The sequence below is a fragment of the Klebsiella sp. 141240 genome, from assembly GCF_050600805.1.
In the GTDB taxonomy this organism is placed as follows: domain Bacteria; phylum Pseudomonadota; class Gammaproteobacteria; order Enterobacterales; family Enterobacteriaceae; genus Klebsiella; species Klebsiella aerogenes.
On sequence record NZ_JAQIRK010000013.1, the window covers coordinates 96,502 to 117,489 of the forward strand.

General features: G+C 54.7%; 20 protein-coding genes and 1 pseudogene. 9 read left to right on the forward strand and 12 right to left on the reverse strand.

The genetic code is table 11. The features are described 5' to 3' along the window. Positions 1-119: 119 nt before the first annotated feature. The gene (yjdN, locus tag PGQ95_RS20190) at positions 120-554 is read right to left on the reverse strand and encodes a VOC family metalloprotein YjdN (RefSeq protein WP_015704080.1); all 435 of its coding nucleotides are present in this window, start codon (positions 552-554) and stop codon (positions 120-122) included. A 284-nt stretch (positions 555-838) separates the two neighbouring features. Beyond that, positions 839-1,174: a zinc ribbon domain-containing protein YjdM gene (locus PGQ95_RS20195; protein WP_015704081.1), complete on the reverse strand. Its 336-nt coding sequence runs from the start codon at positions 1,172-1,174 to the stop codon at positions 839-841. 534 nt (positions 1,175-1,708) lie between these two features. Between PGQ95_RS20195 and proP the strand changes: the two genes are divergently transcribed. After that, positions 1,709-3,211, forward strand: coding sequence for a glycine betaine/L-proline transporter ProP (proP, locus tag PGQ95_RS20200; protein ID WP_020079848.1), 1,503 nt, complete (start codon positions 1,709-1,711; stop codon positions 3,209-3,211). Between the two features lie 50 nt (positions 3,212-3,261). On the opposite strand, the gene melR is transcribed toward proP, so the two are convergent. Further along, positions 3,262-4,200: a transcriptional regulator MelR gene (gene melR, locus PGQ95_RS20205; protein ID WP_430919159.1), complete on the reverse strand. Its 939-nt coding sequence runs from the start codon at positions 4,198-4,200 to the stop codon at positions 3,262-3,264. A gap of 239 nt (positions 4,201-4,439) precedes the next feature. On the opposite strand from melR, the gene PGQ95_RS20210 reads away from it, so the two are divergent. The 5 genes and pseudogenes from PGQ95_RS20210 to PGQ95_RS20230 all read left to right on the forward strand — a co-directional run bounded on the left by PGQ95_RS20210 (position 4,440) and on the right by PGQ95_RS20230 (position 8,912). Next, positions 4,440-5,792 (forward strand): alpha-glucosidase/alpha-galactosidase, encoded by a 1,353-nt coding sequence (locus PGQ95_RS20210; RefSeq protein ID WP_430919150.1) that lies wholly within the window; start codon positions 4,440-4,442, stop codon positions 5,790-5,792. A 92-nt stretch (positions 5,793-5,884) separates the two neighbouring features. After that, positions 5,885-7,300 carry a melibiose:sodium transporter MelB gene (gene melB, locus PGQ95_RS20215; protein ID WP_113374726.1) on the forward strand — a complete coding sequence of 472 codons (1,416 nt, stop codon included), beginning with the start codon at positions 5,885-5,887 and terminating at the stop codon, positions 7,298-7,300. A gap of 5 nt (positions 7,301-7,305) precedes the next feature. Continuing rightward, positions 7,306-7,370, forward strand: a pseudogene (locus PGQ95_RS20220) (hypothetical protein); the annotation flags it as partial. Between the two features lie 204 nt (positions 7,371-7,574). Further along, positions 7,575-8,531 carry a plasmid stability protein StbA gene (locus tag PGQ95_RS20225; protein ID WP_015368687.1) on the forward strand — a complete coding sequence of 319 codons (957 nt, stop codon included), beginning with the start codon at positions 7,575-7,577 and terminating at the stop codon, positions 8,529-8,531. A gap of 9 nt (positions 8,532-8,540) precedes the next feature. Continuing rightward, positions 8,541-8,912: a plasmid partitioning/stability family protein gene (locus PGQ95_RS20230; RefSeq protein ID WP_087859243.1), complete on the forward strand. Its 372-nt coding sequence runs from the start codon at positions 8,541-8,543 to the stop codon at positions 8,910-8,912. A 192-nt stretch (positions 8,913-9,104) separates the two neighbouring features. Here the strand turns inward: PGQ95_RS20230 and cbpM are convergent, their stop codons facing one another. The 3 genes from cbpM to PGQ95_RS20245 all read right to left on the reverse strand — a co-directional run bounded on the left by cbpM (position 9,105) and on the right by PGQ95_RS20245 (position 11,152). Further along, positions 9,105-9,410 (reverse strand): chaperone modulator CbpM, encoded by a 306-nt coding sequence (gene cbpM, locus PGQ95_RS20235; RefSeq protein ID WP_015368685.1) that lies wholly within the window; start codon positions 9,408-9,410, stop codon positions 9,105-9,107. After that, complete coding sequence (cbpA, locus tag PGQ95_RS20240; protein WP_047057455.1) at positions 9,410-10,327, reverse strand: curved DNA-binding protein; 918 nt, start codon at positions 10,325-10,327, stop codon at positions 9,410-9,412. The genes cbpM and cbpA overlap by 1 nt, the downstream gene beginning before the upstream one ends. A 141-nt stretch (positions 10,328-10,468) precedes the next feature. Further along, positions 10,469-11,152 (reverse strand): TerC family protein, encoded by a 684-nt coding sequence (locus PGQ95_RS20245; protein WP_430919152.1) that lies wholly within the window; start codon positions 11,150-11,152, stop codon positions 10,469-10,471. 218 nt (positions 11,153-11,370) lie between these two features. On the opposite strand from PGQ95_RS20245, the gene PGQ95_RS20250 reads away from it, so the two are divergent. After that, positions 11,371-12,162, forward strand: a complete 792-nt coding sequence (locus PGQ95_RS20250) for a DsbA family protein (RefSeq protein ID WP_213795074.1) — start codon at positions 11,371-11,373, stop codon at positions 12,160-12,162. Between the two features lie 57 nt (positions 12,163-12,219). Here PGQ95_RS20250 and pgaD read toward each other — a convergent pair whose 3' ends face one another. Genes pgaD through pgaA form a run of 4 tightly spaced genes read right to left on the reverse strand, consistent with a single transcriptional unit; the run spans position 12,220 to position 18,446 of the window. Further along, complete coding sequence (pgaD, locus tag PGQ95_RS20255; protein ID WP_087859247.1) at positions 12,220-12,654, reverse strand: poly-beta-1,6-N-acetyl-D-glucosamine biosynthesis protein PgaD; 435 nt, start codon at positions 12,652-12,654, stop codon at positions 12,220-12,222. Further along, positions 12,651-13,982 (reverse strand): poly-beta-1,6-N-acetyl-D-glucosamine synthase, encoded by a 1,332-nt coding sequence (gene pgaC / locus PGQ95_RS20260; RefSeq protein ID WP_308958323.1) that lies wholly within the window; start codon positions 13,980-13,982, stop codon positions 12,651-12,653. The genes pgaD and pgaC overlap by 4 nt, the downstream gene beginning before the upstream one ends. After that, positions 13,975-15,960, reverse strand: a complete 1,986-nt coding sequence (pgaB, locus tag PGQ95_RS20265; protein WP_430919161.1) for a poly-beta-1,6-N-acetyl-D-glucosamine N-deacetylase PgaB — start codon at positions 15,958-15,960, stop codon at positions 13,975-13,977. Before pgaB ends, pgaC begins: the two co-directional genes overlap by 8 nt. 38 nt (positions 15,961-15,998) lie before the next feature. Next, positions 15,999-18,446, reverse strand: a complete 2,448-nt coding sequence (gene pgaA / locus PGQ95_RS20270) for a poly-beta-1,6 N-acetyl-D-glucosamine export porin PgaA (protein ID WP_430919155.1) — start codon at positions 18,444-18,446, stop codon at positions 15,999-16,001. 651 nt (positions 18,447-19,097) lie between these two features. Here pgaA and PGQ95_RS20275 point away from each other — a divergent pair. Continuing rightward, positions 19,098-19,664 carry a helix-turn-helix transcriptional regulator gene (locus PGQ95_RS20275; RefSeq protein ID WP_020079840.1) on the forward strand — a complete coding sequence of 189 codons (567 nt, stop codon included), beginning with the start codon at positions 19,098-19,100 and terminating at the stop codon, positions 19,662-19,664. 330 nt (positions 19,665-19,994) lie between these two features. Further along, complete coding sequence (locus tag PGQ95_RS20280; RefSeq protein ID WP_020079839.1) at positions 19,995-20,282, forward strand: PerC family transcriptional regulator; 288 nt, start codon at positions 19,995-19,997, stop codon at positions 20,280-20,282. Positions 20,283-20,343: 61 nt separating this feature from the next. On the opposite strand, the gene PGQ95_RS20285 is transcribed toward PGQ95_RS20280, so the two are convergent. Beyond that, the gene (locus tag PGQ95_RS20285) at positions 20,344-20,670 is read right to left on the reverse strand and encodes a contact-dependent growth inhibition system immunity protein (protein ID WP_087859251.1); all 327 of its coding nucleotides are present in this window, start codon (positions 20,668-20,670) and stop codon (positions 20,344-20,346) included. Between the two features lie 118 nt (positions 20,671-20,788). Beyond that, positions 20,789-20,988: hypothetical protein (locus PGQ95_RS20290; RefSeq protein WP_430919157.1), on the reverse strand; the 200-nt coding region annotated here is incomplete at its 5' end.

The window sequence follows — 20,988 nt, forward strand, 5'->3', positions numbered from 1 at the left end:
TTGAGCGTGGGCCGATACTGACGCGTTTTTGTTACATTTCTGTTAAGTCACGATGACCGCAGGATGAAGAGTTGATGCCGGTGAGATGACAGGGCGGAGAAGCCGCCCTGTGGAGAAGATTAGGGTTGTTTGACGACGTTAACCATCCACGGCACGCCGAAGCGATCGACCACTTTGCCGAAACCGTGGGCCCAGAAGGTCTCCTGCCACGCCATTTCGATGCGCCCGCCATCGGCCAGCGCCTCAAACCAGTGTTTGCCTTCAGCAATATCTTTTGGCTCCAGCACGAGGACGAATCCCGCGTAATGTTCCATGTCGCTACTGGGGCTATCGCTCAACATCAAAATACTGTCGGCGACCTGCAGGCTGGCGTGGGCGATGCAGTCGGCGGCAAGATGTTGCCCGGAGGCGCAACCATCTTCGGCATCCTGGGCGCTCTGCGGCATCTCGCCGTAGGTGATTTGGTGGATAAGCTGCGCCCCCAGCGCCTGCTGATAGAAGGCGATGGCGGCAGCGCAGTTGCCGCTAAAAGCAATGTAAGGACTCAGGGACATAACCATGACCTCAGATAATCAATGACCCATAAAGCGTAGTTGGTGACGGGCAAAAGAAGCCAGGCGGCAAAGCAGGGTGAATTTTTCTGAAAATGCGTCGCCGCGTGGCGGGAAGGCAGAGACGAAATGAGAATTGATCGCGCGGTTTGGCTGGAAGGATTCGGGAATAATTTTCGTGAAATTAGCAAAATAACTTCGCCGCGATCCGCCGCTGATATTCGGACGCGCCGGCGAGGTTGCCGCCAGCGCCGGAAAAATAATGGCGCTGGCGTAAAAAAAATTAATTAGTTCTTTTTGACGAATTCAGATTTCAGCTTCATCGGACCAAAACCGTCAATTTTGCAGTCGATGTTGTGATCGCCTTCGACCAGACGGATATTCTTCACTTTGGTGCCGATTTTCAGCATAGAAGAACTGCCTTTTACCTTCAGATCTTTCACCACGGTCACGCTGTCGCCATCGGCAAGTAAGTTGCCGTTAGCGTCTTTTACGATCAGCGCGTCGGTGTCGTCGGCCGGCTCGGCATTGTTCCACTCGTGGGCGCATTCCGGGCAGATGTACATGCCGTTATCTTCATATGTGTATTCAGAATGGCATTTTGGGCAGTGTGGAAGTTGCATGGCGTTCCTCGTGATTACTGGGAAAAACAGGACGTTGGTCCGTTAAATAGCGGCTATTAGCCGAAAGTGCGGCTGATTATAGCGCAATTCCGCACTTTTGTCGGGTATTTTTTCCAGGAAATAACGCAGGGTAATTATTTTGGCTTTGCGGAGAATATGCTGAAAAATGGACGTTAATAAAGTCCATAAATAAACATCGGCGGCGAAACAGAGATTGAACTTATTCATTTTATTTGGCTCTGTAATTAAGCTGGGCGAATTTTTCGTGAAGTTGATCCCAAATTTAAACGCTGGTAGGGTAAAAAGGGATGTAAGTAAATTCGTCACTGCTTATTTGGTAAGTGAATTATTAATTTAAGGCCAGAGCAGGCGTCAACAGGTTCGGTTGTACACTCTGTCAGAAAGACAGTGCAGGCAAACCTGCTACGCTTGAAATGTGGAGCACAGCACTTCGCCGCTCCCAACGTACGTCGCGAATGACCTCGTCATTTGGCGAGGAGTCGTGCGCTCAAGGCGATAGCACAGAGGAAAAGTATGCTTAAAAGGAAAAAAATAAAGCCGATCACGCTTAGGGATGTCACCATCATCGATGATGGTAAGTTGCGAAAAGCCATCACCGCGGCCTCGCTCGGTAATGCGATGGAGTGGTTCGATTTCGGTGTGTATGGTTTTGTGGCTTATGCCCTTGGTAAAGTCTTCTTCCCCGATGCCGATCCCAGCGTGCAGATGATTGCCGCGCTCGGTACTTTCTCGGTTCCCTTCTTGATTCGTCCGCTCGGCGGCCTGTTCTTCGGGATGCTCGGCGATAAATACGGTCGACAAAAAATCTTAGCGATCACCATCGTTATTATGTCGATAAGTACATTCTGTATCGGTCTTATTCCGTCGTATGCCACTATTGGTATCTGGGCGCCGATTCTGCTGCTGCTGTGTAAAATGGCGCAGGGCTTCTCGGTGGGCGGCGAATATACCGGGGCGTCGATCTTCGTGGCCGAATACTCGCCTGACCGTAAACGCGGGTTTATGGGCAGCTGGCTGGACTTCGGTTCGATTGCCGGCTTCGTGATGGGCGCAGGCGTGGTGGTACTGATTTCCAGCGTCGTGGGTGAAGAGAACTTCCTCGACTGGGGCTGGCGTATCCCGTTCTTCCTGGCGCTGCCGCTGGGGATTATCGGCCTGTACCTGCGTCACGCGTTGGAAGAGACCCCGGCGTTCCAGCAGCACGTGGATACCCTTGAACAGGGCGATCGCGAAGGCCTGCAGGAAGGTCCTAAGGTCTCCTTTAAAGAGATTGCCACCAAGCACTGGCGCAGCCTGCTGACCTGTATTGGCCTGGTGATTTCCACCAACGTGACCTACTACATGCTGTTGACCTATATGCCGAGCTACCTGTCGCATAACCTGCACTACTCGGAAGATCACGGCGTACTGATTATTATCGCCATCATGGTCGGCATGCTGTTTGTTCAGCCGGTTATCGGCATGCTGAGCGACCGTTTTGGCCGTCGTCCGTTTATCCTGGTGGGTAGCGTCGCGCTGTTCACGCTGTCTATCCCGGCCTTTATCATGATTAACAGCAACGTGATTGGCCTGATTTTCGCCGGTCTGCTGCTGCTGGCGGTGGTGCTGAACTGCTTTATCGGCGTGATGGCCTCATCGCTGCCGGCGATGTTCCCGACCCACATCCGTTTCAGTGCCCTGGCCAGCGCCTTTAACATCTCGGTGCTGATCGCCGGTCTGACGCCGACGCTGGCGGCATGGCTGGTGGAAACCACCCAGAACCTGATGATGCCGGCTTACTATCTGATGGTGATTGCGGTGATTGGCCTGATTACCGGCCTGTCGATGAAAGAGACCGCTAACCGTCCGCTGAAAGGGGCGACGCCGGCGGCGTCCGATATCCAGGAAGCGAAAGAAATTCTGGGCGAGCACTACGATAACATCGAACATAAAATCGAAGATATCGATCAGGAAATCGCCGACCTGCAGGAAAAACGCGCCCGTCTGGTACAGCAGCACCCGCGTATCAACGACTAACCGCTTTTCACTGTTCACGATGCCGCCTGGGGAGACCCAAGCGGCATTTTTTATGGCTGCGGCGGCGCGAGGCTGTGGCGGCGCTGCTGGCTCAATTTACGGTACTGCTGCGGCGGCATGCCGACGTAGCGGGTAAAGGTGCTGTAGAAGCGGCTGCTGGAACGGAACCCGGCGGTGAGGGCGATATCAAGGATGGTCTTATCGGTGTCGCTCAGCAGCGCGCGCACGTGATTGATGCGCATGGCGGTGATGTACTGCTTCATGGTCTGCTGCATTACCCGCTGAAAAACGCCCATCGCGTAGTTTGGGTTGAGTTTAACGTGCTCGGCGACGGCATCGACGGTCAGCGCCTGGTCATAATGGGCGGCGATAAATTCCAGCATCTGGCTGACATAAAATTGCGCGTGGCGCGAGACGCTGTTCTTGTGCGTGCGCGAGGTCTTATTGACCAGAATCGGCTGCCAGCCGGCGAGGCTCAGCCGCTTGAGCATCAGGGCGATTTCATCGATCGCCAACTGGCGAATCTGTTCATTCTCGTGATTCAATTCCTGCTGCCAACGGCGTACTTCAAAAGCGCTTAACTGCTGGGCGGCAAGAGATTTAATCACCATCCCGTGGGTGACGTGGTTTATCAGTTCGCGATCCAGCGGCCACGACAGAAACAGATGCATCGGCAGGTTGAATATTGCCATCTGCTGGCAGTCGCCCGGGCGGGTCAACTGATGCGGCGTACAGGCCCAAAACAGGGTGATATAGCCTTTCTCAATGCGCACTACTTCATTGTTAATCAAGTACTCCACGTCGCCATCGAACGGCACGTTGACCTCTACCTGGCCGTGCCAGTGGCTGGTGGCCATGGCGTGCGGGGGGCGCAGTTCGATATCCATGCGCTGATACTCGGAATAGAGCGCCAGCGGGCTGCGGCTGTGCTTTTCATCGCTGCTGCACATGTGCGGGTCGGGGGGCAGGGAAGTGAAGCGGTGTTCCATCATGGGCGGATTCCTGGATCGTCAGAGTGGCTGCGTTTTTAGCCTGAACTGATTACAGCTTAGCGGAATCATCGGCCCGTTTTCTCTCCTTTTAAGCCGATCTATTCCCAAAAGCTCAGATTTTGTGGCGCTTAATGGCCGATCTGAGTTTCCGGGAATGCTCCGGCGGGAACGGGGCAGCGTAGCGGCGAGCGGCATGCCACTCTGAAAGTGTTCAATGACCTGATGGAGAGAGCGCGATGTCCGCCCCAAAAATTACCTTTATCGGCGCCGGTTCGACGGTGTTCGTCAAAAATATTCTCGGTGATGTTTTCCAGCGCCCGGCGCTGAAATCGGCGCATATCGCGCTGATGGATATCGATGAAACCCGGCTGGAAGAGTCACATACCGTGGTACGAAAGCTGATGGATTCCGTCGGCGCGAATGGCGAAATTAGCTGCCATTGCGATCGTAAAACCGCCTTGCGGAACGCCGATTTTGTTGTTGTCGCTTTCCAGATTGGCGGCTACGAGCCCTGCACCGTGACTGACTTTGAAGTCTGTAAACGCCACGGCCTTGAGCAGACCATTGCCGATACGCTGGGGCCGGGAGGCATTATGCGCGCGCTGCGCACCATCCCGCACCTGTGGGCTATCTGCGACGATATGAGCGAGGTCTGTCCGGACGCCACCATGCTTAACTACGTTAATCCGATGGCGATGAACACCTGGGCGATGTACGCCCGCTACCCGCATATCAAGCAGGTGGGTCTGTGCCACTCGGTGCAAGGCACAGCGGAAGAGCTGGCGCGCGACCTTAACCTCGACCCGGCGGATTTACGTTACCGCTGCGCGGGGATTAACCATATGGCGTTCTATCTGTCGCTGGAGAAAAAGCTCGCGGACGGCAGCTACGTCAGTATCTATCCCGACCTGCTGCAGGCCTACGCCGAAGGACTGGCGCCGAAGCCGAACCTGCATGGCAATCCACGCTGCGAGAACATCGTCCGCTATGAGATGTTCAAAAAGCTGGGCTACTTTGTCACCGAATCGTCGGAGCATTTCGCCGAATACACGCCATGGTTTATCAAGCCGGGGCGCGACGATCTTATCGCCCGCTATAAAGTGCCGTTGGATGAGTACCCTAAACGCTGCGTCGAGCAGTTGGCCAACTGGCATAAAGAGCTGGAGAGCTATAAGAGCGGCGAGCGTATCGAGGTTAAACCTTCGCGCGAATATGCCAGCACCATCATGAATGCCATCTGGACCGGCGAGCCAAGCGTGGTGTACGGCAACGTGCGCAACGATAATCTTATCGACAACCTGCCGCAGGGTTGCTGCGTGGAAGTTGCTTGCCTGGTGGACGCCAACGGCATCCAGCCGACGAAAGTAGGCGCGCTGCCGGCGCATCTGGCGGCGCTGATGCAGACCAACATCAACGTGCAGACGCTGCTAACGGAGGCCATCCTGACGGAAAATCGCGATTACGTTTATTACGCCACGATGATGGATCCGCACACCGCCGCGGTGCTGGGGATCGAAGAGATCTACACGCTGGTGGACGATCTGATCGCCAGCCACGGCGACTGGCTGCCGGCCTGGCTGCACCGTTAATTTTCTCATGCCGCCGGGGGATCTGGCCCGGCGGCGCCTGCCATGCTCTATCAAACGCTAAAGGAGGCGCTGGCGACAGCGACCTGTACCCTATGAGTATTTCAATGACAACAAAGCTCAGCTACGGATTTGGTGCCTTTGGTAAAGATTTCGCTATCGGTATCGTTTACATGTATCTGATGTATTACTACACCGATATTGTTGGCTTATCGGTTGGGGTGGTTGGCACCTTGTTCCTGGTGGCGAGGATCCTCGATGCGATAGCCGATCCGATCATGGGATGGATCGTCAACTGCACGCGATCGCGATGGGGGAAGTTCAAGCCGTGGATCCTGATCGGGACTATCACCAACTCGGTGGTGCTGTATATGCTGTTCAGCGCCCATCACTTCAGCGGAGGGGCGCTACTGGCGTGGGTGTGGCTGACCTACCTGCTGTGGGGCTTCACCTATACCATCATGGATGTGCCGTTCTGGTCGCTGGTGCCGACCATTACCCTTGATAAACGCGAACGTGAACAGCTGGTGCCTTACCCGCGCTTTTTCGCCAGCCTTGCCGGGTTTGTGACCGCCGGGGTCACACTGCCGTTTGTCAGCGCCGTCGGCGGCGCCGATCGCGGCTTCGGTTTCCAGATGTTTACCCTGGTGCTGATTGCCTTTTTCGTAATTTCCACCCTCGTTACCTTGCGCAACGTCCATGAGGTTTACTCGTCGGATAGCGGCGTAAGCGAGGATTCCAGCCATCTCTCACTGCGCCAGATGGTGGCGCTCATCTATAAAAACGATCAGCTGGCCTGCCTGTTGGGCATGGCGCTGGCCTATAACACGGCGGCGAATATCATTGCCGGCTTCGCGATTTATTACTTTACCTACGTGATTGGCAGTGCGGAGATGTTCCCGTATTACATGTCCTACGCGGGGGCGGCGAATTTGCTGACGCTAATCCTGTTCCCACGGCTGGTGAAAGGTCTGTCGCGACGCATTCTGTGGGCGGGGGCATCGATCATGCCGGTGCTGGGCTGCGGCGTACTGTTGCTGATGGCGCTGAGCGGGGTTTACAACATTGCGCTGATTTCGCTGGCTGGAGTGTTGTTGAATATTGGAACCGCGCTGTTCTGGGTGCTGCAGGTCATTATGGTGGCCGATACCGTTGACTACGGCGAATATACGATGAATATCCGCTGCGAAAGTATCGCCTACTCGGTACAGACGCTGGTGGTCAAAGCCGGTTCGGCGTTTGCGGCCTGGTTTATCGCCATCGTGCTCGGTATCATCGGTTACGTGCCGAATGTGGTGCAATCATCCCACACGCTGCTGGGGATGCAGGCGATTATGATTGCGCTGCCGACGATCTTTTTTGCTCTGACGCTGTTTCTTTATTTCCGCTATTACAAACTGAATGGCGATATGTTGCGACGTATTCAGATTCACCTGCTGGATAAATATCGTCGGGTACCGGAAAATGTCGTCGAGCCGGAACGGCCGATCGTGGTACCCAATCAGGTGTAAAAAGCGTGCGAAAACCGCTGGCGAAAGAGGGGAGGGATGCTCTCTTTTTGCACAAAAAAAGCGTTTAAAATAGACAGAAATGAAAACTTTTAGTTCTCTTATTTATCTCTTATAGTTCTCTCTTTGAACTCAATGAGTTAATTGAAATCTCCATTGTTTCTCAAATAAAACTCAGAATTGTCTCTTTTTCGTGCTCTTGCGCTGCTTTTTAACTCTTGCTACTCTTTTTGGGTCTTACATTTTCTCTTATTTGTCTCAGTGATGGAGCAATGCGATGCGCATTTTTATCGATGATGGTTCAACCAATATCAAAATGCTGTGGGAGCAAGATGGCGAAACTTTCACCCATATCAGCCCCAATAGTTTCAAGCGCGGCTGGTCTGCCACTTTCGGTGCCGGGAAGCCATTTAACTACACCGTGGATGATGAAAAGTACTCTTTCGACCTGATCACCCCCGATGCGTTACCCACCAACAATATTGATTGGCAATACAGCCCGTTGAACTCCATCGCTGTTCACCATGCTCTGCTGACCAGCGGCCTCGAACCGCAGGATGTCGAGATTGTGGTCACCCTGCCGCTGACTGAATTTTATGATGAAGATGCGCAATATCGTCTTGATAACATTGAGCGTAAGAAAAAGAGCCTGCTGCGCGAAGTTAAACTGAATAAAGGCGTGGTGTTCAATATCACTAAAGTCACCGTGCGTCCGGAATCCATTCCGGCGGGTATCAGCCTGTGCGATGAGCTGAAACCGTCGCATTCGGTGCTGATTGTCGACCTCGGCGGCACCACGCTGGATATTTCGATGGTGGCCGGGCAAATGACCTCGGTTTCGCGTATTTACGGCGACCCGAAGCTGGGCGTATCGCTGGTGACCGACGCCGTTAAGCTGGCGCTGGCGCGGGCGAATACCGATACCTCCAGTTATAACGTTGATCAGATAATCATCAACCGCCACGACGAAGAGTATCTGACCGATAACATCAACGATCCGGATGCGGTATCTGAAGTGAAAAAGGTTATCTCCAACAGCATCGAACGCCTGACGACTCGCGTTCTGACGGCGATTGATAGTTTTAAAGGCTATTCTCACGCCATCGTGATTGGCGGCGGCGCGCCGCTGGTTGCCGATGCGATTCGCGAACGCATGGGTCTGCGCGAAGATCGCTTTGTGGTGGCCGACGAGCCGCAGTTCGCCCTCGTGCGTGGTCTGAAAATTATTGGTTAAGGAGCGTCTATGACTCTGGATCGCAGAAAGGTTCTGATATACCTGCGCCCGGATATCAGCGCCAGCGAGCGCTTTGCGGACGCGAAAATTGAAGCCCATCATCGTGGCGATCGCGGGGATATGTCGCGTACGGCGCTGCTGGCAGGGTTAGCGTTGGGTGAAGTAGATAGCCGGCTGCCGTCAATGCTGGCGGCGCTGCTGGCGGAAGATACGCCACCGGAGACGCTGCGTAGAATGCTGGCCTCGTTTCTTGAGATTCAGCCAGCCTCTTCCGCTGCGGCATCTACGCCAGCGGCCGCGCCGGTTAAGGCGCCCGAGCCGCCAGCGCCGGTGAGCGAGAGCGTCTCCGCGCGTAATCTCGCCGGCTCGCTGCCGGATTAAGCGCTTTTCCCGGCTTTCGCTACGCGCAGCCGGGCTACGGTTTGCGCCGTGAGCGAGCTGTAGCCCGGGTAAGGCGGAACGCCGCGACCCGGGAAATTTCCCGGCTTACGCTACGCTCAGCCGGGCTACCGTTTGCGCTGTGAGCGACCTGTAGCCCGGGTAAGGCGGAACGCCGCGACCCGGGAATTCCGCTTAGCTATGGGTCAAAAAGCGGGCCAGACGCTGCTGCAGTAGCCGATTTTCGCGGGTGAGTCGCGCATTTTCATCCAGCAGCGTCAACGCCACCGCAATCCCCGGCCAGTCCAGCTCCAGCTCGTTACGCAGGCGCACTGCGCGATGCACAATCGTCACCGCGCTGTCGTCAAACAGCCAGGTTTCAGCCTGCGGCTGGTGCGGCTCAATCATCCCTAAGCCGACGATCTCCGTCAGCTCCTCTTCCGACACCCCGGTGCGCAGGCACAACTCGGTGATGGTAAACGTCACTGTTACTTTAGCCATCAGGCTTTCCCCCATGTCTTACGCGGATCGAAGCTGGCTTCGCTTTCGGCGAGCTGCTGCCAGAGCTCACGCGCTTTTTCATCTGGTTTTGGCGGCATAACGATTTTGATGACGGCGAACAAATCGCCGGTGTGGGTTTTGCTTACCAACCCTTTGCCCTTGATGCGCAGCCGTTGTCCCGCCTGGCTACCCGCCGGAATTGTCAGCAGAATGCTCTCTTTTAACGTCGGTACGGTGACTTTCGCCCCCAGCGCGGCTTCCCACGGCGCCAGCGGCAGTACGATCTCCAGGTTATGACCGTTGATGTCGAACAGCGGATGCGGCGCGATGTGAATCACCAGCCACAGATCGCCATTCGGGCCGCCGTTTTCGCCTGGCGTCCCCTGACCTTTCAGGCGAATTCGCTGGCCATCGCTGACCCCCGCCGGAATTTTCACATTCAGCGTTTTCGGCGTTTCACTCTCAACCATGCCGAAGACGTTATAGACCGGCAGCTTGTAGCTGATGGTACGAGTCTGTTCGGCGAGGGTTTCTTCGAGGAACACCGCCACTTCGATTTCGACATCGTGGCCGCGCTCGGCGCGCTGGCGGCGGGCGTGATGCGCCTGCTGGCCGAACATCGAGGAGAAGATATCGTCGAAGTCTTGCTGGCTGTAGCTTTGTTCGTGGGCGTGCTGTTGGCGGTTGAACTGCGGATCGTTGCGGTGCTGCCAAAGTTGGTCATATTCGGCGCGACGCTGATCGTCTTTGAGGACTTCCCATGCTTCGGCGAGATCCTTGAATTTTGCTTCGGCATCGGGCTCTTTGCTGACGTCGGGGTGATATTTACGAGCCAAACGGCGGTAGGCGGTCTTGATGGTTTTCAGATCGTCCGTTGGCTTAACCCCTAGAATGGTATAATAATCCTTTAATTCCATGGTGTTATCTCATTTATGCTCAAAAATCTGGTCACAGAATCCCTGGATCAGGCGGCTCTATTAAGAGTAGGGCAAATGAGAAAGGGTGGCGGAGAAAAGTGGCAAAAACTTGACGCCGTCGGGGATGACGGCATCCAGTGATTATTCTGGGGTGCCGGAGCGGTAGTTGCGCCGCCATCCTTCCAGCAGCACCAGCGCCGCACCAATGGCCCCGGCAACAAAATGTAGATAATTCGGAGAGTTGGGGAACAGCTGAACAAAGGTCGGGTCGGTTATCATCATTGAACCGGCAATCCAGCCAATCAACGCGCCGCCCAGCAATACGACCGAGGGAAAGCGAGTCAGTATGGCCAACACCAGCTTACTGCCCGCGACAATAATCGGGATGCTGATTAATACCCCCAGCGCCACCAGCAGGAGATGGCCTTTACCGGCGGCTGCCACGGCTAGCACGTTATCCAGCGACATGATCACATCGGCGACGGTGATGGTGACGGCGGTGCGCCACAGGCTACTGGAGCTGCTGATATCGCTCTCTTCTTCCTCGTTGGCGACCAGCTTAATGCCAATCCACAGTAGCAGTAACGCGCCGACGATTTTTAGCCACGGCAACGACAACAAATAAATCGCCACCGCCAGCAGCGTGACCCGGGCGATAATCGCGCCGAGAGTACCGATAACAATGGCTTTGGTGCGCAGATGCGCCGGCAACTTGCGGCAGGCCATGGCGATGACCACCGCGTTATCGCCGCCTAATAACAAATCGATGGCGATGATTTGTAGCAAAATAACGGCGAAGTCCCACTGACTCAATATTTCGTTCATGCCTGGCTCGTATTGCAAATAATGTCGATCAAAAAAGATGGGCGCAGGGTACTCCCGTTCTTCGCCCCTGACCACCCTTCAGGCCGTAGGGGGAATCGAGGCGTCTGACAAATAAAGTTACGAATCAATGCATAGACTGACAATGATTCGCCGCTAAAGGATGATATTTTGTCCGATTAGGCTCACCTGCCGTCTACTTTTCGTAAGGACTTTTCAATATGTCTGGCATCAAGAATCTACTTATTCTCGCCCTGGCGGGCGCTTCCCTGCTGCCGGCGCTGGCCAGCGCCGCTGACGCGCCGGCCGCGACGTTCACCGCGGAGCAGGAAGCGCGTATCGGCAAAATCGCCGCTGATTACCTGGTCGCCCATCCGGAAGTGCTATTGCAGGCCAGCCAAAAGCTGCAGCAAATTCAGGCGGAGCAGCAGGCCAGCGCCGCTACCCAGGCGGTAATCAAGAATGCCGACAAGCTGACGCAGGATAAGGCCACGCCAACCTACGGCCCGGCTAACGGTAAAGTCACCGTTATCGAGTTCTTCGATTATCAATGCATCTACTGTAGCCGCCTCGCGCCGGTTATGGAGCAGGTGATTAAAGACCATCCGCAAACCCGTTTTGCCTTCAAAGAGTGGCCGATTTTCGGCAGCCGCTGGGCAACTTCGCTGGATGCGGCGAAAACCGGCCTGCAGATTTATCAGCAGAAAGGGGCAGAAGCCTATCTGACTTACCACAACGGCGTTTACGCCACCGGGCATAACGAAGGCAAACTGACGGCGGCGGACATCCAGCAGCAGGCGAAGAAGGTGAACTTTGACGCCAAAAAAGCGGCGGACGTCGAACCGGTGCTGGAAAACATTAACCAGCTGGCGCAGGAGATTGGCTTAAGCGGTACGCCTGGCGTGATTGTCATGCCGACAACTGGCGCAACCGAAGCGACCATTACCGTCTTCCCGGGACTGGCTGACAAAGCCTCGCTGGATGCGGCGATTAAGAAAGCCGGCGGTAACTAATTTCACCGCCCCGTAAGCACAAAGGCCGCAAGCGATGCGGCCTTTTTTGTGGTTCCGTTAGCGTTCGTCTTCCTCGCTCTGATTGATTTTTAAATCAATGATTCTGCCAATCTGGTCGTGATATACCGTCAGCAGGTTATATTGGCTCATCTCGGAAATGATTTGCGGTGCGATATTAAAGCTCTCCGCTAGCTCTTCATGGCGCAGCGAGGCCATGCTGCCGTGTCGCCGGGCGTTATAACGGCGTAGATTGTACTGATACCACAAAATCAGCAGCCAGCCGTTAATTGCCGCCACCAGTAAATAGACCAGTACGGTATTAAACGACGCCATAATCGCGTCCCAGCTGTCGTTACCGTGCTGGGTAAACTGCATCAGCAAATTGGCATACAGAAAAAAGGCGAAGCCGGCCCACGCGATAGCGGTTAATACGCCGTCAAAGATGCGCGGCAACACGCGATGCTCGGTTAAGATCAGGGTTTGTTCGTTCATGACATTCTTCCTTTACCTCTATCGGGGCTGACCCAGCGAGCCCTGGCGCGTTTACGTTTCAACATGACTTTGGGGAAGGCAACGATGGTGGTTAACAGGCCAATCATCCAGTACACCATCGGAAACCAGATCACCCAGAACAGCGAGCCGGCGACGCCGCGTTCATAGCGCCGTTCGATGTACAGACTGGCGATAAACTGCAGCAGACACATCACCCCCAGCAGCAGCCCGGTAAATTCCGGCGGAAAAAGGCTGCGGACGGTCAGATTCTCCGGCAGCGGGGCAAAATGGCTGGCGATGAACAGCAAAATGGTGACCGCATAGGCGAAGGCCCACAGCGTGGAGAGGGCATATTCGAGAAACAGCGGCCACATCCGGTGATGCTCCCAGCGAAACAGGCGGCGCAGATTGACCAGAAAAACCTCGGCGCCGCCTTGCGCCCAGCGTAACCGCTGTTTCCACAGCCCCTTCAGCGTCTCCGGCATCAGGATCCAGCACAGCGCTCGCGGCTCGAAGAAAATCGCCCAATGGCGTAGCTGCAGCTTCCAACTGATATCGATATCTTCGGTGATCATATCCGGGCTCCAGTAGCCGACGTCCGCCAGCGCCTGGCGACGAAAAGCGGCAATCACACCGGAGACGGTAAACACCCGGCCGTAAATACGCTGGGTGCGCTTAATCAGCCCGATTATCGAAGAGAATTCGCCGACCTGAATGCGGCCAATCAGCGTCGAGCGGGTACGAATTCGCGGGTTGCCGGTCACCGCGCCGACGTGGGGATACTGAATCAGCGGCGCTACCAGGTAGGCGGCGGTATCACGGTCGAGCAGGGCATCGCCGTCGATGCACACCAGCAAGTCCCCACGCGCGGCGGCAGCGCCGGCTTTCAGCGCTACCGCTTTCCCCTGATTTTCGGCTAGATGAATCACCCGCAGCAGGTCGTACTCTTCCGCCAGTTGATTCAGCACCCTGGCGGTATCGTCGGAGGAGCCGTCGTTGATGGCGATCACCTCAATGTTGCGATAGCGCTGAGCCAGCGCGGCTTCGATGGTCTCGCGGGCATTTCTCTCCTCGTTAAAGCAGGGAATCAAAATAGAGATCAGCGGATCGCCGTCGAGTTTCGGCGGCGGCGTCTCTTTACCCCACGGCCAGTGGCGTTCCAGTTGAAACCAGAAGTAGAGCCCGCCGGTTATCCACAGCACCGACATAAACAGCGGCCAGAAGAAGACGAAATCCAGTATCAACTCGCCGGTGAAAACGGCGGCCACGCCCAGCGGTAGCCCGAAAACCAGGCATAAAATCGAAAATGCGATAATGCGATCAGTCATTGTTGGGATACCAGTACGATGAAAACAGGGGCCTGATTTTTGAGATATCAGGCTGATTATTAAGAAAATCGTCGGGGTAGTAGCCGTAATTGTTGACGCCGTTGAGCTGTAATGTCCGCATCCAGTCGACCAGCTGTTGGTCAGGGATGGCGTTTTGCTGCGGGAGACTCCAGTCTTTAGCCTGTAGCTCAAAAATGGTTTTCTTCAGTGCGCCCGGCCTGGCGCTGATGGCGCGCACCAGACGCGCCAGCCACGCATCGCTTTCCGCAACCGGAACGGATTCCATCAGCGGCATCGCCATCGGCACCGTCCAGTCGTAGGCCGCCAGAAAATCATCCAGATTCTGCGCGAACCAGGCCTCGCTTTCCGGTTGCAGGATCGGCAGGGCGAAGATATTGCGCGCGGTTCTCACCTGCGGGCCGCGAATCGCTTTCACGCTCTGGCTGAGCGTGCGGGTGAAGTCGATAAGCGTCTGACTTTTAAATCGCGTCCAGGCGTGCAGCGTGGCGGGGTTTTGGCGGATCTGCGCGATATCCTCCCGATGGCCCGCCGCACGCCAGGCAGCCATCGCCCCGGCGCCGGCATCTTCGTAATCCGTCAGTACCGCGTCGTCGTGGAACAGCACGCCGTCAAAGGTCGCGTAGCGGGCAAGGTCCTGATAAATATCGCGGATCTCATCGCGCACCTGGCTATTCCATGGCGACAGACGTACATAGGGGTGAGTAGCCTGGCGCAGCGTGTTGCTTTGTGTATCCCAGCGCTGTACGCGCGGTAGCGAACCGTCCAGATCGAACGCCAGCACTGGCATCCACGCATACACTTTGGCGCCGCCGCGCGTCTGCAATTGCCAGGCGACGAAATTAAACAGATCGGCGCGCATCGGCAGGCGGCGGTTGGGGAAGTAGAGCGCTTTCACCGTGCCGTCGCCGAGCGGATCGGAAAAGGCCTGTAGGAAAACGTGAGTGATTTTCATGTCATAGACGCGCTGGATCAGCTTATCGATATTTTTGCGCTGCTGAGCCGGGTCTTTATCGTAGACATAATCGAGATCGACGTGCATCACCCGAACCGGTTCACGCTCCTGGATTTGCGTCACCTGGCTGGCGAAGGCCTTGATCGACGGGTTACCGGAGATAAGCAGACGGGGAATGTTATCCAGATCGCGCACGTCGCCCAGACCATCGCCTAGGGTAAACGCCAGTTGATAGCCGCGATTTTTGGCAATAGCCAGCGATGTGCCGTTGGCCGCGCCGTAGGGCCATACCCAGGCGCGCGGCGCTTTGCCGGTGACGTCGGCGATTTTGTCGCTCACTTTGCGCACGTCGGTATCGATGCGCTGGTGAAACTGCTGGTCGCTTTCGTAGCGCCCACTGGCCTTATCATAAAAGCGGTTGGCAACCGCCGGTTCGCGGCTACCCTGTGGATTGGCCTGAATACCATAGTGCGAAGCCCAGGTATGCGCGCCGATTTCAACCAGCGGTGATTGCGCGAGCTCGCGCACCATCTCCCAGGTGGCGAAACGTTCGCGCGGGGTCATCAGACCGCCGAAATCGACTTTTTTCTGCTCCGGCGTATCGACCCAACTGCCTACCGGCGCCCACAGTGCCGGGACGTTCCAGGCTTTTAACAGCGGCCAGACCCGGGTGTAAAAACTGCTGTAGCCATCATCGAAACTCAGCAGAAATGCCTTCGGCGGCAGTGTGATTAACCCCGCGTTGGCGTCGAGAATATTTTGCACGCTGATGGCCTTATAACCATTGTGCAGCAGCCAGCCGATTTGATCGTTGAGCGCGCTGGTACGCACCGCCAGATAGCGCTGATCGGCGGCATCGTCTTCTACATCGTGATAGGCCAGTACCAAAAACTTATTATGCGGCCAGGGCTTATTCGCCTCCGGTTGCGGCCGCGCGTCCGGCGGCAGAAAAGGAATCGTCTCTGCGCGAAGCGCGCAGGTCATCAGGAGCCAGCCGATAACCATCAGGCTGATGCGGATACTTTTGTTGACCATGTTTATCCTTAAAACCGTAAATTCGCATCAAGGGCAATGGAGAGATTGCTTTCGCGTTTGCCGTCGTAAGGGCGCTTGTCCCAGTTCAGCATCACGCCGGTGTCGATCACGTTGTTCCAGCGAATACGCTGGCCGTAGCCGAGCATGGCGATAGCGCCGGCCGAATATGCTTTTTGCCAGTAGGCGCCGCCGCCTGCCGCAAGCTGCTGGCTCCAGACGGTATCGTAGTGCTGATACATGACGTGATCGGCGACCAGCGCCGAGGTGGCGGCGAAGTCGCGTTTCGGGTTGTAGTACAGGGTATCCGTCCGGCTGTTGGCGCTGGCGGAAAGCCCAGGTTCCAGATCGAGCGTGATGGTTGGCGATTGCCAGAGCCGCTCTTTGCCGGTGAAGGTGTATTCCTGACGACGGTTGTGGTCGGAGAAGCGGCTGGCGGCGGCGCTAAAGCGATATTCGCGTCGCTCGTTTTGATACCAGCGAACCCATCCCTCGCCGCGGTTGGCGCTGATACCATTGCGCAGCGCGCGCAGCGGCGTCTGGCGCGACAGGCGTTCGACCTCGCCGCCAATCTGCCAGCGATCGTTGAAACTTTGCCAGGCGGAAAGCCGGGCACCGGGTTTGTCGTCGCCGGCAAAATTGTTGTTGGAGATTTCCAGTTCAGCCCAGGCATCACGCGGGCGCCATTCGATGCCGCCAAAGAGCTGGCGGCTGGAGCCTTTTCCTTCATCAAAATTCCCTTTGGCGAAGCGATTACCGGCGAAAAGCCGCCAGTTATCAGCGATTGGCGGGCCGTAAATCGCTGCATCCCAGCTAAAGTCGTGGCTACCGCTGACCGGGTTATCCGAGTGGATCCCCTGAGTACTGTTGAGACGCAATTCCGACATATGGTGCACCTCGCGAGCGCGAGCTAATTTTTGCGTGCTCAGGTCTTCAGGGCTGCGCGCCAGCAGGTCATCGGTTAATAGCTCCATCTGCCGCCACTCCTGAAGATCCATCGCCACGTAGGCCTGCTGGCGTTCGAGGGGAATATTCGACGGCTCCAACGCTTCCGCCGCTTTCAGTTCCCGTTCGGCGGCGCGGGGTAAACCGCGCGCCTGCAGTATCGCCGCGTAGTCAATGCGCAGCCCCTGATTACCGGGCGCGGTAGCGGCCAGTCGGCGGGAGAGACGCTCGGCTTCCGGCAATGCGTTAGTACTCAGTAAATACTGTACCTTCAGCGATTGGGCGTTCAGCCACGGGTCGTTTGGCTGCGGCGTCGGCGAGCCGTAAAGGCGGCGGGTGTAGGGAACACCGTTAGTCACTTTGGCGAGATAGTCGCGGGCGGCCTGATACTGGCCGCTGTCCAGCAGCGCGTAAAATAACTCATGCTGATCATCTTGCGGATCAGGGCGATAAAGGGGATGTTGGCGGGCGATCGCCTGCGCGGCCCCGACGTTCTGTTGCGCAAGATAAGAGGAGATAACCCAGCCGATGGCCCAGTCAGGAACGGGCTGCTGAGCGGCGGTCAGCGACTGATATTCACTGATGACCTGAGTGTAATAGCCGCGGGTGTATAGCGCGCCGAGGCGGTCAATACGCGCGCGGGCAAGATCCTCTGCGGCCTGCGGATCCTGACGCCAGCGGGCGAACAGCGCGTCGTAGCGGTTGAGCGCCATTTGCGCCAGGCGAAAGCGCTCCCGTTCACCGCGGGCAGGGGTGTCCGCCAGCCGTACCCACTCCGCCGCTGCGTCCATTTCCAGCTTTCGCTGCTGTGCGGGCGTTAAGGTGGTTTTGGCTGACCATTGCAGCGCAGGCGAATTGATGCGATTGCTGCTCAGGCTTTCAATCAGGCTATTGAGCGTCTCTCTGTTTTGCGGCGCGAGCTCCTGCGCGCGCATATCGGTGAGTAGCTGGTCCCAGCTTTTTCCCTGACGTAAATAGACGTAGGAGAGCGTCTGCAGGTGAGCGGCGCTGGGTGTGGTGGCGACTAAGCGGCGGGCTTCACTTAGCGCCTGCCCGTCATGGCGCGCATCGGCCAGCGTTTTAATCCGGCCAATAAGATAATCGTCGTTCTTCGGCTGTTGGCTGAGCGCTTGATCCCAAAGCGCCAGCGCCGAAGACCACCGTTTTTGATTACGGTAAGCCTGCGCCGCTGCCGCCGTACCGCGTGCCGGTAGCGCCATATAAACCTGATAACGCTGCCAGACCTGGATAACTTCTTCATCACGTCCAGCCCAGGAGGCAATTTGTAGCCAGTCGGCGACTTGCTCAGGCGTCAAGGCATGTTGTTGCTGATACTGCTGAAGATAATCGAGAAAAGGAGAGTAATTACCTTCACGCGCCTGTAGTACATGCTGTTCATATATCGACTCAGCCCCCTGAGCCAGAATAGGCGTTAACAACAATAAACTAATTGAAAGCGAGAATGTCGTGCGGCGATAAAAGAATAACTTATTGAAACGAGTTGATCTTCCCATAACTATTTACCATATGTCCATCAAGAATCCATTGCACAACACGTCGGCCTTTTAGCTGAATGCAAAAGGATGGGGTAATGAGTTTTTACCTGACGGTACGCGGCTGCGATTACTTATTTAAGGTAATAAAATATCTCCTCGCGATAACGGGGTGGCGATTAATGTACACCTGATATGTTTGCCTGAAAATATGTCAAATAATAGACCTGTGGTTTTAAGATAAATCTGGAAATTGTCCTTTTATACAATAATTAATTGTCTGATGTTACGCATAACTAACTGAATTGGAAAAAGTTAAAGTGCGTCCGAAATTCTGTTTTAATGTTTTTGGTTTGCTTTTCCATGCATAATGTTAGGCTGTTGCTGTAGATATTTAAGACGATTTTTGACAAAAATTCTCAATAGTGGAAAAGCTTCTTTTTTGTGCGAGTTTTTTATTTATAATTAGCCGAAGGGCAGATAATTAGGAAATGACGTAAGAGTCGTGGAGTGGAGCATTCACTATAGATGGAGAGGTTGGAGGTTTACTAAAACGACAAACACATGCTTTATTTTGCTCGCCATAGTCAGCACGCCACCAGGCGCTGTGCATATTCTCCCTGGAGGGGTTTTGTTGCTTTATTGTTAAAGGGATGATTTGTGGCAACGACAATGTTTTTAGTTACTCAGGATCACTATCTCTTTGAAGGGGTAAGGATTTTCTTTCCAGATATCATCCAGTTACATTCGATTGAGCATAAGCTTTTTGAGAGTGATGCCGAGGAGTTTTCGGTGCTGGTGGATAGTCGGGCGCCGCTTTGTTTTTATGATTATCTTATTCCTGGCGCAGCGGAAGCGGGTAAACGTATCTGCTGTATTATGCTTGATATGCGCCATCGGGAAGAGCATTTGCTGAGCTTAAAGTGGTTTCTCAACATGTCTTTGACGCCTACGGATATGGCTAATTTATTTAGCCTGTTTCTTGATGTGAAGAGTAAGCGGCTGACCCGAGAATGGCTCAAGAATTTCAGCCTGAAACCACAGGAACATATGACGTTGACTTTGCTCAGGGCCGGAATGACCATGGATCAAATTGCCGGGGTGCTTAATACTTCAGTGAAAAGCCTGTATCGTAAACGCATTGAGCTTTATGAACGTCTGGGACTGGCCAACTTTAATGAGGCCTGTTTGTTTATCTTTAAAAATAGACTGCTGGAGTGTCCCGCGCAGAAGCGATAAAAAGGGAAATGAATACAGAGTAAGGTATCTACTACAAGCTACTCAACAACGGTATTATGTTAATTTAATCAATCATTGATAGGTATAACCGTAGTTCAGGAATAACTCAGATGATAATCCGCGGTATATGATAAAAATGCTCTTTGGAAGTACTTACTGCTTCGGCAGTTTTAATGCACACAGCAATTAATATTATAAATGTCCTCAATATTGAGCTGGCATAGATTTATCGTGGATCAAATTATCGGGGTTTTCTTTCATTATTTCTTCGGATGGCGTGGTTATATTTATATACGCAAATTAGCTAGCATATGTGAGAGAAATTATCGAATGATCAAGGACAGTATTGCCGAGTCTCTGGAAGCCCGTGGATTGTACCGTCGGGCCGCTTCGCGCTGGGTGGATGTGATGCAGACGTGCGTCGATGATAACGACCGTGAATGGATTAGGATGCACCGCAATAAATGCCTGAAAAAAGCGAAGCTGCCGCCGGCGCGTAAAGAAGAGTTTGCTGACATCCACAAGGCAGCCAGAGAAACGCAGTACCGTATGGGAATTGCCAAGCCGAATGGGGAAGTGTTCCGCCTTCCCGCTAAGAAGAAAGCGACGCGGCGCTAGCGTTTTCAGCGACATCTTGCTGAATCAGACCAAACCGATAGTGTGGTGAGGAAGCCGCGGGTTACTGATGGCCTGTCGGCTCCGCCTCATTCAGGGAATGACTAATTCTATCTCTTACCCGTTTCAGGAAGCTAAGGGCATCTGTTCCCCACAGGTGAGGGTCAAAGTCTGAACCATAGCGCATCCTGAATTCCTCTTCCGGGTTATCTGCTTCTTTCAGCAGAAGGTCAATGTCTGCGATAAGACCATACTTCATGGCGAGATGACTATCGGCGATAAATGCGTCAATTTTGGGGGCGATCTCATCACTATCATCGATAAGGTCATAATCCTGCCCGAAGTAAACCGTGATAAAGCTGTTAAGTTCATTCAGGTTCATTTTTGTCATGTACAAACCGTGTTCAGGGTAGAGGAAAGGCTGTCAATATCGTCGGATGAAGTGAGATAATTAGAGAATACCATAAGCGATGGACATTGAATGCCTGATGGCGCTGCGCTTATCAGGCCTACGGTATGCAGTCGACGTTGAACAGCGCGCTTGTCGCGCTGGCCCCGAAGGGGTGAGCCGCATTGCGGCGAATAATCGAACGCAGTTCGATGAAGAGTCCGGCCGCAGAAAAGCAAAAAACCGCCTTTTGGGCGGGTTCTTTAAATAGTGGTGCCCGGACTCGGACTAACGCCGCAGGCGTTGAACAGCGCGCTTGTC